Origin of the sequence: Rubrivirga aquatilis (assembly GCF_046845665.1) — a bacterium.
In the GTDB taxonomy this organism is placed as follows: domain Bacteria; phylum Bacteroidota; class Rhodothermia; order Rhodothermales; family Rubricoccaceae; genus Rubrivirga.
The window spans coordinates 842,452-854,930 of record NZ_CP177355.1; the positions used below are offsets into that span (position 1 = coordinate 842,452).

A 12,479-nucleotide genomic window follows, 5' to 3' on the forward strand; every position below is an offset into this window, starting at 1 on the left:
AGCGCTGGCGATGCGACCGTCGTCGGCCCGCTCATCTGACGGCCGACGAGGCCGACGGGATCGCTGCCACCCCGCGCGCATAGCGGCTCGGCCCACACCGACCAGCCCCGTCCGCCTGGAGCGGAGCGTGAGAACACGGACACCCGAGGCGGGACCTCTAGGATCGCCGACGGACCGCGGGTCGCATGGGAGCGGTCGGTCCACTCCGATCCAAGATGCACGGGAACAAATGGTTACTGTCAAGACCCTATCCTTGTAATTAACAGATTGTTGCATAGCTGTCTCTCACGTAGCCACTGCCACCGACCCCTGAGGTGTCCCATGACTCCGCGCTCCCTCCTCTTTCGTGTTCTCGGACTCCTCGTCCTCGCCGGCCTGCTCGGGGCCACCGCCGTGCTGGCCGCCCCCCTCCGCTTCGAGCCGAACCTGGGCCAATCCTCAGCCGAGGTCGCGTTCCTCGCGCGCGGCTCCACGTCTGCCCTGTTTCTGACGCGCAACGCGGCGTACCTCCGCGTGGAGGGCCGCGTGCTCGTGCTCGGCTTCGGGGCCGTGGCGATGCCCCAAGGCATCCGGCCGCTCCCCGGGCACACGCACTACGTCCGGGGCGCCAACGCGCGCCGGTGGGTCCACGACGTACCCGGCTTCGCCGCGGTCCGCTATTCCTCCCTTGCGCCCGGGCTGGACCTTACCGTCCGCGACCACCCGGACGGGCTGGGCCTCCAACTCGATCTCGCGCGCGGGGCCGACCTGAGCGCCCTCCGCTGGACGGTTGACGGCGCCGACGCCATCGCCGGCGCGCCGGACGGCGGCCTGCTCGTCACGGTCGGCGACGCCACGTATCGGCTGCCCGCGCCAGCCCTGGTCCGCCAGGGCATCGCGTCGGCCGGACGCTTCCGCGTCGACGGCACGGCCGTGGGTGTCGAGCGGGGCGGCTGGGGTGCGCCCGTTGTCGAGGGCGCCGAGCGCCGAGGCCCGCTGCTGGCCTACACGACGTTCCTGGGCGGCGGGGGCGACGAGGTCGGCGCGGGCATCGTGGTCGACGCCGAGGGCGCCGCCTACGTGACCGGGCGCACGGACTCGGCGGACTTCCCCGTCTCCGACACCTCACCGGGCAGCGGGCCCGACGTCTTCATCACCAAAGTGGCGCCCGACGGCGTGACCCTCATGTACTCCTTCGTCGTGGGCGGCGTCGACATCGATATCGGTTTGGGGATTGCCCTCGCCGAAGACGGCTCCGTGCTCGTCACCGGCGAGACGCATTCCCCGGACTTCCCCACGACGCCCGGCGCCTACGACACCGTCTTCGACCCGGGCCCCAACGCGTTCGTGCTCAAGTTGGCACCGGACGCCGCCGTGGTCTACAGCACCTTCCTGGGAGGAGACGGCGTGGACGTCGGGCACGACGTCGGAGTGGACGACACCGGCGCCGCCTACGTGGCTGGCTACACCAACTCGACCGACTTCCCCGTCACCACGGGCGTCGTCGGGCCGGCGCCTGTCGACGGGTTCGACGTCTTCGCCGCCAAACTCTCGACCGACGGCAGCGCGTTGGTGTACGGGACGTATGTCGGCGGCTCGAACGACGACTTTGCCTACGACCTCGTCGTCGTCGAGGGCGAGGCCTACATCACCGGCGACACCAACTCGGACGACCTCCCCACCACGTCTGGCGTGCTCGGCCCCGCCTCCTTTGGGGACCTCGACGCCTTCGTGCTGCACCTCTCCGTGGACGCCTCAGCGATGGTCCTGACCTACCTCGGAGGCGCTGGCGAGGACTTGGGTGAGGGTATCGTGGTCGACAGCGGCGGCACCGTGTTCGTGGGCGGCATCACGGATACCTCGTTCCCCGTCACCCTAAGCGCGGCCTTCCCAGCCCCGCCGGGCGGCCCTGAGGCCTTCCTCGCCGTCCTCACGCCGGGCTTGTCGGGCATCGACTACGCCACCTACTACGGGGGGACCGACCTCGACTACGGGTGCGACGTGGCCCTCGATCCGACGGGCCTCCCGGTGATCGTCGGCAAGACGAACTCCGTGGACCTGCCGGTTACCGACGACGCGCCCCAGGCGCTCTTCGGGGGGATCACGGACGGGTTCTACGCCCGGTTCGACCACACCGCGTCCGGACTCGACTCGTTCCTCGACGGCACCTACCTAGGGGGCAGCAACCCCGACATCGCCCACGCGGTCGCAGTGAGCGCTGCCAGCCACGCCTACCTGACGGGGTTCTCGGAGTCCCTGGACTTCCCCACGACGCCGGGAACCTTCGACGAGTCGTTTAACGGCGGCAGGTTGGACGCGTTCGTGGCCCGGTTCCCCGCGGACTTCGGGACGTCCGTAGCCGTCGCTCCCGACGTTCCGACGCCGCTCCAGCTCTCGGCGCCCATGCCCAACCCCCTGGACCGCGAGGCCACGCTGATGCTGACGTCGGACCGCGCGCGCGCGGTCCGTGCGGTCGTCGTCGACATGTTGGGTCGTGCCGTCGCCACGGTGTGGGACGGCCCTGTTCCGCCAGGGACAACGCGCCTCACGGTCGATGCGGACCAGCTTTCCAATGGGACCTACGCGATCCGTGTGACGGGCGACGGCTTTACGGCGTCGAGGTCGCTTACGGTGCTGAGGTAGACGTGCCGATCGGCAGCAGCCCTCGAACGCTTGCCCCTGATCGCCCACAGAATCGCGGCGCCACCTCGGACGGTCCCCCTGACCCTTCTGGGGGGGGCATCGACCGGTCCACGCGGCCGCGGTGGTCGACCGGCGCCTTGATGTCAGATCGGACCTGTCGCGGTCGCCAAGGCCTGGGAGGCCGCCTTTAACGCAGGCAACGCCGATGCGCTCGCGGCGGTGGTGTGGCGTGGTTCGCTTTGGCTCCGAGTTCTGCCACGTCGCCGACGGCCTCATCGTGTTCCTGCGCGGGTACTGGGACAAGCTCTCGTTCCTCCGCCAGCACGGGCTGCCGATCCCGCAGCGATAAAGGGGGCGCCGGGGTAGGTTTGGGGATGGCTCAGCCCCTCCGCCACCGGTCCCTGTCAATGGCCGCCGCCGTCGCGGCGCTGGCGGCCGTGCTGGCGTTCGGGCCCCGGATGGACGGGCCGCGCATGATCGACGGGGTCCCCTACACCACCAAGACCGGCGCGCCGGGGCTGACGGACCTGGGGTGGGCGCTGGTCGTCGTGCTCCCGCCGCTGGCGTACGTGGGGATGGCGCTGGCGCTCCGCACGTGGGACCGCTGGCGGGCGTCGCGCTAGGCGACGACGGCGGCGTCCTCGGCAACAGCGAGCGCGCGGGCGAGGTCGGCCCACAGGTCGTCCGGCGCTTCCAAGCCGACGGACAGGCGGAGCAGGCCGGGCGCGATGCCGCCCTCGGCGCGAGCGTCGTCGCTGAGGACGCGGTGCGTCAGGCCGGCGGGGTGCTGGATGAGCGTGTCGACCGAGCCCAGGCTGACGGCGGGCGTCATGGTGCGGACGGACTCGCAGACGGCGCGGGCGGCGTCGTAGCCCCCGGCGACCTCGAAGGCCAGCATCGTGCCCGGCCCGCTCATCTGACGGCCGACGAGCCCGTCGGGGTCGCCGCCGGGGAGGCCGGGGTAGTGGACGGCCACCACGCCCTCGTGCGCCGCCAGCCGACGGGCGAGCACGCCCGCCGTCGCTTGCGCGCGCTCGATACGGAGCGGCAGCGTCGCCAGCCCGCGGTGCAGGAGGTAGCCCGCGAGCGGGTGCAGGAGCGCGCCCGTCGCGACGCGGATCTGGCGCAGGCGCCGCGCCCAGTCCTCGCCGCACGCCACGACGCCGCCGACCACGTCGCCGTGGCCGCCCAAGAACTTGGTGGCCGAGTGCATCACCATCGTCGCGCCGTGCGCGAGCGGGCGCTGCAAGACGGGCGTGGCGAAGGTCGAATCCACGAGCACGGGCACGGCGCCCGCTTGCGCCACGACGGCGGCGATGTCGACGAGCGCGAGCGTCGGGTTGGCGGGCGTCTCGGTGATGACGAGGCAGGTGTCGTCGCGGAGCGCGTCGGCGACGCCGTCGGGCGTGGTCCACGTGACCTCGAGGCCCATCAGCTCGCACGTCAGCAGGTGGTCGGTCGTGCCGTAGATCGGGCGCGTGGCGACGACGTGGCCGCCGTCCATCCGCGCCGTCAGCAGGACGGCGGTGAGCGCGGCCATACCCGAGGCGAAGGCGACGGACGCCTCGGCGTCCTCCAGGTCCGCGAGCGCGGCCTCGAAGCGCGCGACGGTCGGGTTGTGGAGGCGGGCGTAGATCGGGTTGTTGGCCGTCTTGTCGCCCGAGACGAGCGCATCGAGGCTGGCCGTCGCCCCGTCGAGGTCGGTAAAGGGGTACGTCGACGACAGGTCGATCGGGAGGGCGTGGACGCCGAGCGCCGTGAGGTCTTCGCGGCCGGCGTGGATGGCGCGGGTGGCGAGGTCGGGGCGGAGCTCCATATCGAACGGGTGGGCGGGGGATTCGTACACAGTAGACGATCTTGCGGCTACCCTCCTAATTCCCCGCACAGGATTCGGAATCCAGCCGCCATGCCCCGTCTCGACGAAATCGACCGCGCCATCGTGACCCGTTTGCAGCAGAATGCGCGGATCTCCAACAAAGAGCTCGCGGCGGCCGTCGGCGTGGCGCCGTCGACGGCGCTGGCGCGGACGCGGCGGCTGGAGGAGACCGGGGTGCTGGTGGGCTACCACGCCGAGGTATCGGCCGAGGCGGTCGGGGCGGGGCTACAGGCGATGATCGGGATCGCGCTGCGGCGGCACCAGCGGGCGCTGGTCGAGGCGTTCGAGGCGCACGTGCTGGGGCTGCCCGAGGTCGTCCAGCTGTTCCACACGACGGGCGCGAGCGACTACCTCGTGCACGTGGCCGTTCGCGACACGGCGCACCTCCGGGCGCTCGCGCTGGAGGCGTTCACGGAGCGGCCGGAGGTGGCGCGGATCGAGACGGCGCTCCTGTTCGCGCACCGCCGGACGGCCGGGGTGGCGATCCCGGCGCGGGGCTAGGCCCTGTCCCGTTCGTCCGGGTCCTGTCCGTCGGCGAGGGCCGCCAGGGCGTCGCCGGAGAGCCGCATCTTGGTCCACTCGTCCAGGCTCTCGGCCCCGAGCCGGCGGTAGAAGTCTAGCGCGAGCGCGTTCCAGTCGAGGACGATCCACTCCAGCCGCTCCGCCCCGCGCGCGACGGCCTCGGCAGCGACGGCGCGGAACAGGGCGAGCCCGACGCCCTGGCCCCGGTGCTCGGGCCGGACGAAGAGGTCTTCGAGATAGAGCCCCCAGCCGGCGCGCCACGTCGAGAAGGCGGGGAAGAAGATGGCGACCCCGGCGGGGTCTCCGTCGGCGGCGAACGCCAGCAGGCACCCGAGGCGGGGCTCGGCGCTGGGGGCGAGGGCCACGGCGAACGCATCGGGCGTGGCCGGGACCTCGCTCGCAGGCGCCTTCTCGTAGTCAGCCAACTCGTGGACGAGGGTGCAGACGAGCGCGGCGTCGGCCGGGGTAGCGGGGCGGAGGGTCATCGCAAACGGGGCGGGTGCAGGGAGGGTACGGCCTGGGGCCGCTTTGCCTCGTCCTACTCCGTCCAGCGGCGGACGACCTCGGGCCAGTCCGGGCCGGAGACGCGGTCGAGGACGGCGCGGGCGGCGGGCTCGCGCAGGGCGCTGCCCTCGGCGGTCGCGAAGGCCCAGCGCTCGATGGCGACGCCGGTCGTCTGGGTGCGGAGCGAGAGCGGGGCCCCGCCGGCGGCGCGCAGGCGAAGGGCCGAGCCCGCCACGGCGTCGACCGAGTCGGCGTCGAGGGCGGCGAGCGCCGCGGCGGCGGTGGGGAAGGGGGCGGCGTCGAGCCCGGCGCGAGCGATGAGGGCGGCGGCCGGCGTCCCCGCCACGACGCCCACGCGGTCGCCGCGCAGGTCGTCCGGGACGCGCGCGCCGGAGGAGGGACTGCGCAAGCCGAGCGCCGAGACGAGCGCGGCCGTGAGCACGGCCGTGATGGCCATCGAGAGCAGCATCCAGACGAGCGCGAGCGCCCGGCCGCCGTGCGATCGCGGGACGGTGTCGCCGTAGCCGATCGTCGTGAGCGTCACGCCGGCCCACCAGAACCCGTCCCACAGCCCGTGCACGGTGCCCGTGAAGTCGTCGGAGTCGTGGCGGCGCTCGACCAGCCACATCAGCGCGCCCGCGACAAACAGCAGGACCGCGAGGGCCCCGGCGATGGCGAAGAACGTCGGCGAGAAAAAGCGCCGGGCGACAGTCGCGATCTGGGAGGTCGCCGGTCGGGCGATGGCGAGGTCGGCGTCGACAAAGGCGGGCCCTACGTCCGAGATGGCCTCGACGCCCGGCGCCAGCGCGGTCAGTGCGAGGTCGGCCCGGCCGGTTGTAAGGGCCGCGAGCGCGCTGTCCGGCGCGACGCCGACGAACCGGACGCCGCGGCCGAGCGCCTGCCCCAGGTCGACGGCCAGCTCGACGCCGAGCCCGCTCCACGTGCCGTCGGCGGCCCGACTCGCCAGCGGCGGGGCCTCGAAGACGGCCACGATCAGGTCGTCGGACTCAGCGGGCCGCCCGGCCTGGGCGGTGGCGGGGGAGAGGGACGCTGCGAGCGCGGCAAGGGCGACGAGCAAACGCATCGGCGGGGACTGGAGTCGGGCGGCGCGGCGCCGAGGCGGGGCGTCTCAGCCGAAGCGGCGGTAGTCGTCCTCGCCCCCGAACTCGTCGTCGTCCTCGTCGTCGGGCCCGAAGGAGCCGAGGCCGGAGAGCACGGAGCCCATCATGTCGGCGTAGCTGGCGCCGTCGTCGGCCACCTCCTTGCCGAGGAGCGAGTGCTGGTGGAGCATCTCCAACGTCAGCTCCATCATCGAGGCCTTCTCGCCCGGCGTCTCGGGCGACGTGTGGGCCTCGACGAGCGCCGCCAGCCCGTCGACGCGGTCGAGGGCCGTCGCGTAGCCCGGGAAGGGCAGGTCGGTGTCGAGGTCGACCGTCTGGCCCTTCGAGAACCAGCCGAGCACCTCGCGGTACGCCGCGCGCCCGCCCTCCTCACCGGAGCCCTTGGCCGCCGGGTCGGGGAGGTAGCGCTTGACAATCGTCGAGACGGCCTTGCCGACGAGCGCCCGGGCCACGCCCTGCGCGCCCTCCTGCTCGCCCTCGTAGACCAGCTCCACCTTGCCGGTGACGGCGGGCTCGATGGACGCGAGGTCGGCGGCGCGGACGGTCGTCTCGGCCTCGCCATGCAGCAATGCCCGGCGTTCGGCGGCCGACACCAAGTCTTCGAGCGCCGCGCGCGTCAGCCGCGCCGAGACGCCCGACTTCTGGTCGACGTACTCGCTCGCGCGCGCTTCGAAGGCGACCTGTTCGATGATCTCGCGGAAGATGTGGGGCACGGCGACGGCCACCTCGCCATCGCGGTCGGACCACGCCTCCTGGCGCGTGATCTCGACGCCCGTCTCGAGGTCGCGCGGGTAGTGGGTCAGGATCTGGGAGTCGATCCGGTCCTTGAGCGGGGTGATGATCGAGCCGCGGTTGGTGTAGTCCTCGGGGTTGGCCGTGAACACCATCAGCACATCGATGGGGATGCGGATGTTGAAGCCGCGGACCTGGATGTCCTGCTCCTCCATGATGTTGAGCAGGCCGACCTGGATGCGCGGCTGCAAGTCCGGCAGCTCGTTGATGGCGAAGATGCCGCGGTGCGTGCGCGGGATGATCCCGAAGTGGATGACCTCCTCGTCGGCGTAGGTCAGCTTGCGCGTGGCCGCCTTGATGGGGTCGATGTCGCCGATGAGGTCGGCGATGGACGTGTCGGGCGTCGCCAGCTTTTCGCCGTAGCGCGCTGAGCGGTGGAGCCAGGCGATGGGCGTGTCGTCGCCGTGCTCGGCGATCAAGTCACGCGCGAACTTGCTCACCGGCGCGAGCGGGTCGTCGTGGATCTCGGAGCCGGCCACCTCGGGCACCCACTCGTCGAGCAACTCGGGAAGCATCCGCACGATGCGGCTTTTGGCTTGGCCCCGGAGCCCGAGCAAGATGAAGTCGTGCCGGCCGAGGAGCGCGTTCTGGACCTGGGGCACGACCGTCCGGTCGAAGCCGAGCACGCCGGGGAAGACGTTGCGGCCCTCGCGGAGCGCGGCCACCAGGTTGGCGCGCACCTCGTCTTTGACGGAGCGCGGGCGGTAGCCGGAGGCGCGGAGGGCGCCGAGCGTCGATAGTTTGGGGGCGTCGGCCATGTCGGGGATCGTCGGGCGGGCCAGCACGCAGCCCGCCGCGCGCCGTTCCGTCGGTGGGCGCGTGGCGCGTGGCGAAGGCCCCAACCCAGGCGTCCCCTGACGGCACCGGGGCCCTCGCCTCTGTCCTCCATGTCGGGGGTATGTGTCGTACACTGTGTATCGTTGTTTTCTCTGCCCTGACCTCGTTATGATCTCGACTCTCGTCCGCCGCGCGGCGGCCCTCGCCCTCGCCGCGCTGGCGCTGCCCGTCACCGCCCAGGACGTCGGCGGCGCCGCCGTCCCGCTCCTCGACCATCCTGGCGGCATTCACGTCGTGACGCTGGGGCCGAACGGCGCCGAGTGCGACACGGCCACCGAGCTGTCCGTCGCCCGCGAGCTCAGCGTGGCCGGGCCGAGCAAAGTCCGCCTGACGACGATCCCGTCGTCGAAAGCGGCCGGGGCCTCGGGCTTCCGGATCATCCTGCGGGCCACGGACCAGCTGCTCGCGAATCCGCTCGCGCTCCTCGCCTTCCGTCGCTCGGCCGCGCGCTGGGAGCAGATCATCCAGACCGACGTGACGACGGTGATCGACGTCGATTACGGGCCGCTCCGGTTCGGCACCCCCTACCCGAGCCCGAACATCCTCGGCAGCACGTCGAGCGCCATCCGCGGCACGTCCGTGACGCCGGAGGGCCTGCGCGACAAGCTCATCGCCCGGGCCACCGACCCCGGGCTCATCGACCTCTACAACGCCATCCCGATCCCGACGCCCTCGACGTCCCGGAGCGGGAGCGAGGTCGTGTTCCTCGACCAGATGATCGGCGGCACGATCCCGCTCCAGGTGCTCGGAGAGTTGCCGCCCGTCCTCGACGCCAGCACGGCCTCGGGCGTCCCGACCATCGGCTTCAACTCGTCGTTCACCTTCGACTTCGACCCCCGCAATGGCGTCGCGAACAACGCCATCGACTTTGAAGGCGTTGCGATCCACGAGATCGGCCACGCCCTCGGGTTCGTCTCGGTGATCGGCAACAACCTGTCGACCAGCCAATTCACGCCGTGGGACCTGTTCCGCGTCCGCCCCGAGGCCGTCGAGCCCGGCGAGCCGCTCGACGACGGCGCCGGCTGGGAGGTCGCCGAGCGCGTCGTGACGCCGGGCCCGCCCAACACGGTCCCGATCGCGACCATCGGCAACACGACCTACTTCGAGGCCGTCCAGACGACGTTCACGGGCGACGCCGAGTACGAGACCTCGACGGCGACGGGGGGCGGCGACCTCGGCGACGGCCGGCAGGCCTCGCACTGGCGCGACGACGCGCTCCGCCTGCCGTCGCTCGGCGCCGAGCGCAAGATCGGCATCATGGACCCGAACCTCAGCTTCGGCAACCGCGACGAGATCGAGTTCCCGGACATCCGGCTCCTGGAGCTGACCGGCTACTCGGTCGACTACGAGCCCGACTTCGCCGACGCCCGCTACGCCCTCAACGGCACCGTCCTCGACACCGAGAACACGCTCGTCTTCACCGACGAGCTCTTCCTCGGCGACGTGCCCGCCGGCGGCACCGGCACGAATGTGCTGACGGTCGAGAACCTCGACGGCGACACCCCGCTGACCTACGATATCGAGTTCGAGCTGGAGGGCATCTATGCCGAGGGCACGCCGGTCCTCAACCTGGTCAACGCGGCAGGCACCGTGGCGCCGGGCGCCGTGGCCGAGGTGGCCCTCGACTTTGCGTCGTCGTCGCCGGCCTTCGTCTACGGCACGCTCGTCCTCCGGAGCAACGACGAGAGCCAACTCGTGGTCCTGATCCCAGCGTCCTTCTCGGTCGGCGGCGTCACCGAGCCGGTGCTCGCGGCCACCACCTCCGTCGACGGCGTCCTGGGGGACGTCGGGCGCGGCCAGGAGACGTACGACCTCACGTTGTCGAACGGCGGCTCCTTCCCGCTGACCTACGACCTCGAGCTTTTGCTCGAGGTCGACGACATCCCGTTCGTGATCCCGGAGGCCCGCCGGGCGGACCCGGTGGTCCTGTTCGAGACCGACTTCGAGTCCGGCGCCCAACTCGGCGGGTTCACGCCGATCGGCCCGAACGCCGACCAGTGGCGCGAGGTGGGCGGTGGTCCGGCCGCCTCGGGCGCCCACTCCACCCCGACGGCCGCCCACTTCGGCGTCGACACGGAGACCGGCGTGGGCTACGAAAGCCTGACCTCGGGCACGATCCTGTCGCCGCTGTTCGAGGTCGCGGAGTTCGAGATTCAGGACGCCCTCACGCTGACGTTCAACTACTACCTCGACGTGGGCGCCGGCGACGTGGCGGAGGTCGTCATCAGCCCGAACGACTTCAGCGACGTGACCGCCATCACGAGCTCCAACGGCGGCTTGCTGGTCGCCGACGGGACGTGGCGGTCGGTGACGGTGCCGATCGAGGGGATCGCTGGGGCGAGCGGGTTCTACCGCGTCGGCTTCCGGTTCTCCTCCGACGCGACGGGCACGGCGACCGGCTTCCTGGTCGATGACGTGGTGCTGGCGTCGGTCGAAGACGCCGGGTTCTCGGCGTCGAAGCTCTCGGGCACGGTGCCCCCGAACGGGACGGACACGGTCACCATCACGGTCGACGGTGGCGCCCTCCCGGCCGGGTTCTACGTCGGTACGGCAGGGTTCGAGACCAACGAGCGGTCGCCGCTGGTGGAGGCTCAGTCGGTCCGCTTCTCGGTCGGCGGCGGGGTGTACCCCTCGCTGGCGGAGACGCCGGTCTCACCGGTCCTGGTGGTGCCGGGCGCGCCGGACAATGCGGTGCCGTTCCAGATCGAGACGCGCAACGTGAGCACGGGCGGCGTGCTGAGCTACGTCCGGATCCTGGAGCCGGCGCTGAGCAACAGCGAGGCCCCGGCCCGGACGGTCGGCCCGGCGCCCCAGCCCGCGCCGCTGTCGCTGGAGGCGACGGCCCCGTCGGGCGCCACGCCCACGGCCCGCTCGGCCATGGCCGACGCCGTCCTGCCGGGCGCGCTCTTCCCGTTCGCCATCACCCAGCTCGGAGACGGGACGCTCTTGATCGCAGACCTCAACACGAACTCCAGCCGGACCCAGCAGATCTTCGTGGTCTCGCCTGACCTCACGGACATCTTTGCGGTCCCCCCGCCGACCGGCAACGACTTCGTCTCGGGGCTCGCCTACGACGAGCGCACGGGCAACGTCTGGGTCGCCGAGTTCATCTCGGGCCGGATCCGCGAGGCCGAGGTCGACGACGGCGAGCTGGACTACACCGGCCGCCAGTTCGTCGTCGACTACTCGGTCACGGCGATGACGTACAGCGCCGAACTCGACGCGCTCCTGATGACGCCGAACCAGTCGGACCAGGTCTTCGCCTACACGACCGACGGCGACGTCCTGCCGGGCTACCCGTTCTTCCTCGACAACGAGTTCCCGAACTCGATCGTCGCGCTGTCCTTCCGTGAGGGCGTCGTCGAGATCACAGGCGAGCAGAACGAGATCGTCCAGGTGGACCAGTTCGGCCGCGCCTTCGACGGCGCCGAGCCGGTCGTCTTCGGGCCGTCGGAGCTCTTCGGCGCCACCCGCTACCTCGCCTATGTCCGAGGCCGCGATGGCGACGCGGACGGGCTCTCGTACGTCGTGACGGATGCTGGCACCGACGGCACGTTCCGCATCGTGTCCATCGACCCGCCGGACTTCCCGGCCTCGGTCGGCACGCGCATCGACGCGGCCGGGCCGATGGGCTCGGACCAGGGCGTCGGCCCCGGCGAGGCGGTCGTCCTCGACTTCCGCATCGAGCCGGGCGTCGCCATCGGCGCGACGGCCGACGACGTGGTGGCCTTCGTGGTCAACGACCCGACCAACCCGGTCGTCCGGTTCCCGATCCAGATCGAGGGCCGCCAGGTGGCCGGTGAGGACGGCGTCGACGCCGCGTTCGGCGTGGCGGGCGCGGTCCCGAACCCGGTCCGCACGGGCGGCGCCGTCCGGTTCACGCTCGACGCGGCGGCCGACGTCACGGTGACCGTCTTCAACGTGCTCGGCCAGCGCGTGGCGACGCTCGCCGACGGCGAGCCGATGACGGCCGGCACGCACGACCTCGCGCTCGGCGCGGAGTCGCTGGCGGCCGGCACCTACCTCGTCCGCGTGACGGCCGGCGACCGGACCCGGACCCGGACGCTGACCGTCGTCCGCTAGCGGGCGCCGATCAGTGGACGCGCAGGGGCGCGGGCTTCGGCCCGCGCCCCTTTTTTGGAATGGCGACGGGGCGGGGGAGCCCGCCGGAAGCCGCCAGCCTCCGCACGCGAGCGGCGGATCCA

8 protein-coding genes and 1 pseudogene are annotated in these 12,479 nt (G+C 71.9%); 5 read left to right on the top strand and 4 right to left on the bottom strand.

What is annotated here, in order from left to right:
• Positions 1-321 precede the first annotated feature (321 nt).
• The 3 genes and pseudogenes from ACLII4_RS03645 to ACLII4_RS03655 all read left to right on the top strand — a co-directional run bounded on the left by ACLII4_RS03645 (position 322) and on the right by ACLII4_RS03655 (position 3,245).
• Positions 322-2,622: an SBBP repeat-containing protein gene (locus ACLII4_RS03645; RefSeq protein WP_412069537.1), complete on the top strand. Its 2,301-nt coding sequence runs from the start codon at positions 322-324 to the stop codon at positions 2,620-2,622.
• A 241-nt stretch (positions 2,623-2,863) separates the two neighbouring features.
• Positions 2,864-2,971, top strand: a pseudogene (locus ACLII4_RS03650) (steroid delta-isomerase); the annotation flags it as partial.
• 25 nt (positions 2,972-2,996) lie between these two features.
• Entirely contained in the window at positions 2,997-3,245 is a 249-nt protein-coding gene (locus ACLII4_RS03655; RefSeq protein WP_412069538.1) for a hypothetical protein, read from the top strand.
• On the opposite strand, the gene ACLII4_RS03660 is transcribed toward ACLII4_RS03655, so the two are convergent.
• Positions 3,242-4,438: a trans-sulfuration enzyme family protein gene (locus tag ACLII4_RS03660; protein ID WP_412069539.1), complete on the bottom strand. Its 1,197-nt coding sequence runs from the start codon at positions 4,436-4,438 to the stop codon at positions 3,242-3,244. The two genes, ACLII4_RS03655 and ACLII4_RS03660, sit on opposite strands and share 4 nt — an antisense overlap.
• Before the next feature lie 90 nt (positions 4,439-4,528).
• Between ACLII4_RS03660 and ACLII4_RS03665 the strand changes: the two genes are divergently transcribed.
• Positions 4,529-4,999 carry an Lrp/AsnC family transcriptional regulator gene (locus tag ACLII4_RS03665; protein WP_412069540.1) on the top strand — a complete coding sequence of 157 codons (471 nt, stop codon included), beginning with the start codon at positions 4,529-4,531 and terminating at the stop codon, positions 4,997-4,999.
• On the opposite strand, the gene ACLII4_RS03670 is transcribed toward ACLII4_RS03665, so the two are convergent.
• From ACLII4_RS03670 to ACLII4_RS03680, 3 genes are read right to left on the bottom strand one after another with little or no spacing between them, the layout of a single operon-like run.
• The gene (locus ACLII4_RS03670; protein WP_412069541.1) at positions 4,996-5,505 is read right to left on the bottom strand and encodes an N-acetyltransferase family protein; all 510 of its coding nucleotides are present in this window, start codon (positions 5,503-5,505) and stop codon (positions 4,996-4,998) included. The two genes, ACLII4_RS03665 and ACLII4_RS03670, sit on opposite strands and share 4 nt — an antisense overlap.
• Before the next feature lie 53 nt (positions 5,506-5,558).
• Positions 5,559-6,608, bottom strand: coding sequence for an ion channel (locus ACLII4_RS03675; protein WP_412069542.1), 1,050 nt, complete (start codon positions 6,606-6,608; stop codon positions 5,559-5,561).
• A gap of 45 nt (positions 6,609-6,653) precedes the next feature.
• Complete coding sequence (locus ACLII4_RS03680) at positions 6,654-8,195, bottom strand: magnesium chelatase (RefSeq protein ID WP_412069543.1); 1,542 nt, start codon at positions 8,193-8,195, stop codon at positions 6,654-6,656.
• A 187-nt stretch (positions 8,196-8,382) separates the two neighbouring features.
• On the opposite strand from ACLII4_RS03680, the gene ACLII4_RS03685 reads away from it, so the two are divergent.
• Entirely contained in the window at positions 8,383-12,357 is a 3,975-nt protein-coding gene (locus ACLII4_RS03685) for an NF038122 family metalloprotease (RefSeq protein WP_412069544.1), read from the top strand.
• The last annotated feature ends 122 nt before the right edge of the window (positions 12,358-12,479 follow it).

What these genes read in the sequence shown, in the direction of transcription:
- ACLII4_RS03675 (WP_412069542.1), bottom strand. Translation starts at nt 6,608, where the DNA reads ATGCGTTTGCTCGTCGCCCTTGCCGCGCTCGCAGCGTCCCTCTCCCCC.
- ACLII4_RS03670 (WP_412069541.1), bottom strand. Translation starts at nt 5,505, where the DNA reads ATGACCCTCCGCCCCGCTACCCCGGCCGACGCCGCGCTCGTCTGCACC.
- ACLII4_RS03660 (WP_412069539.1), bottom strand. Translation starts at nt 4,438, where the DNA reads ATGGAGCTCCGCCCCGACCTCGCCACCCGCGCCATCCACGCCGGCCGC.
- ACLII4_RS03645 (WP_412069537.1), top strand. Translation starts at nt 322, where the DNA reads ATGACTCCGCGCTCCCTCCTCTTTCGTGTTCTCGGACTCCTCGTCCTC.
- ACLII4_RS03685 (WP_412069544.1), top strand. Translation starts at nt 8,383, where the DNA reads ATGATCTCGACTCTCGTCCGCCGCGCGGCGGCCCTCGCCCTCGCCGCG.
- ACLII4_RS03680 (WP_412069543.1), bottom strand. Translation starts at nt 8,195, where the DNA reads ATGGCCGACGCCCCCAAACTATCGACGCTCGGCGCCCTCCGCGCCTCC.
- ACLII4_RS03665 (WP_412069540.1), top strand. Translation starts at nt 4,529, where the DNA reads ATGCCCCGTCTCGACGAAATCGACCGCGCCATCGTGACCCGTTTGCAG.
- ACLII4_RS03655 (WP_412069538.1), top strand. Translation starts at nt 2,997, where the DNA reads ATGGCTCAGCCCCTCCGCCACCGGTCCCTGTCAATGGCCGCCGCCGTC.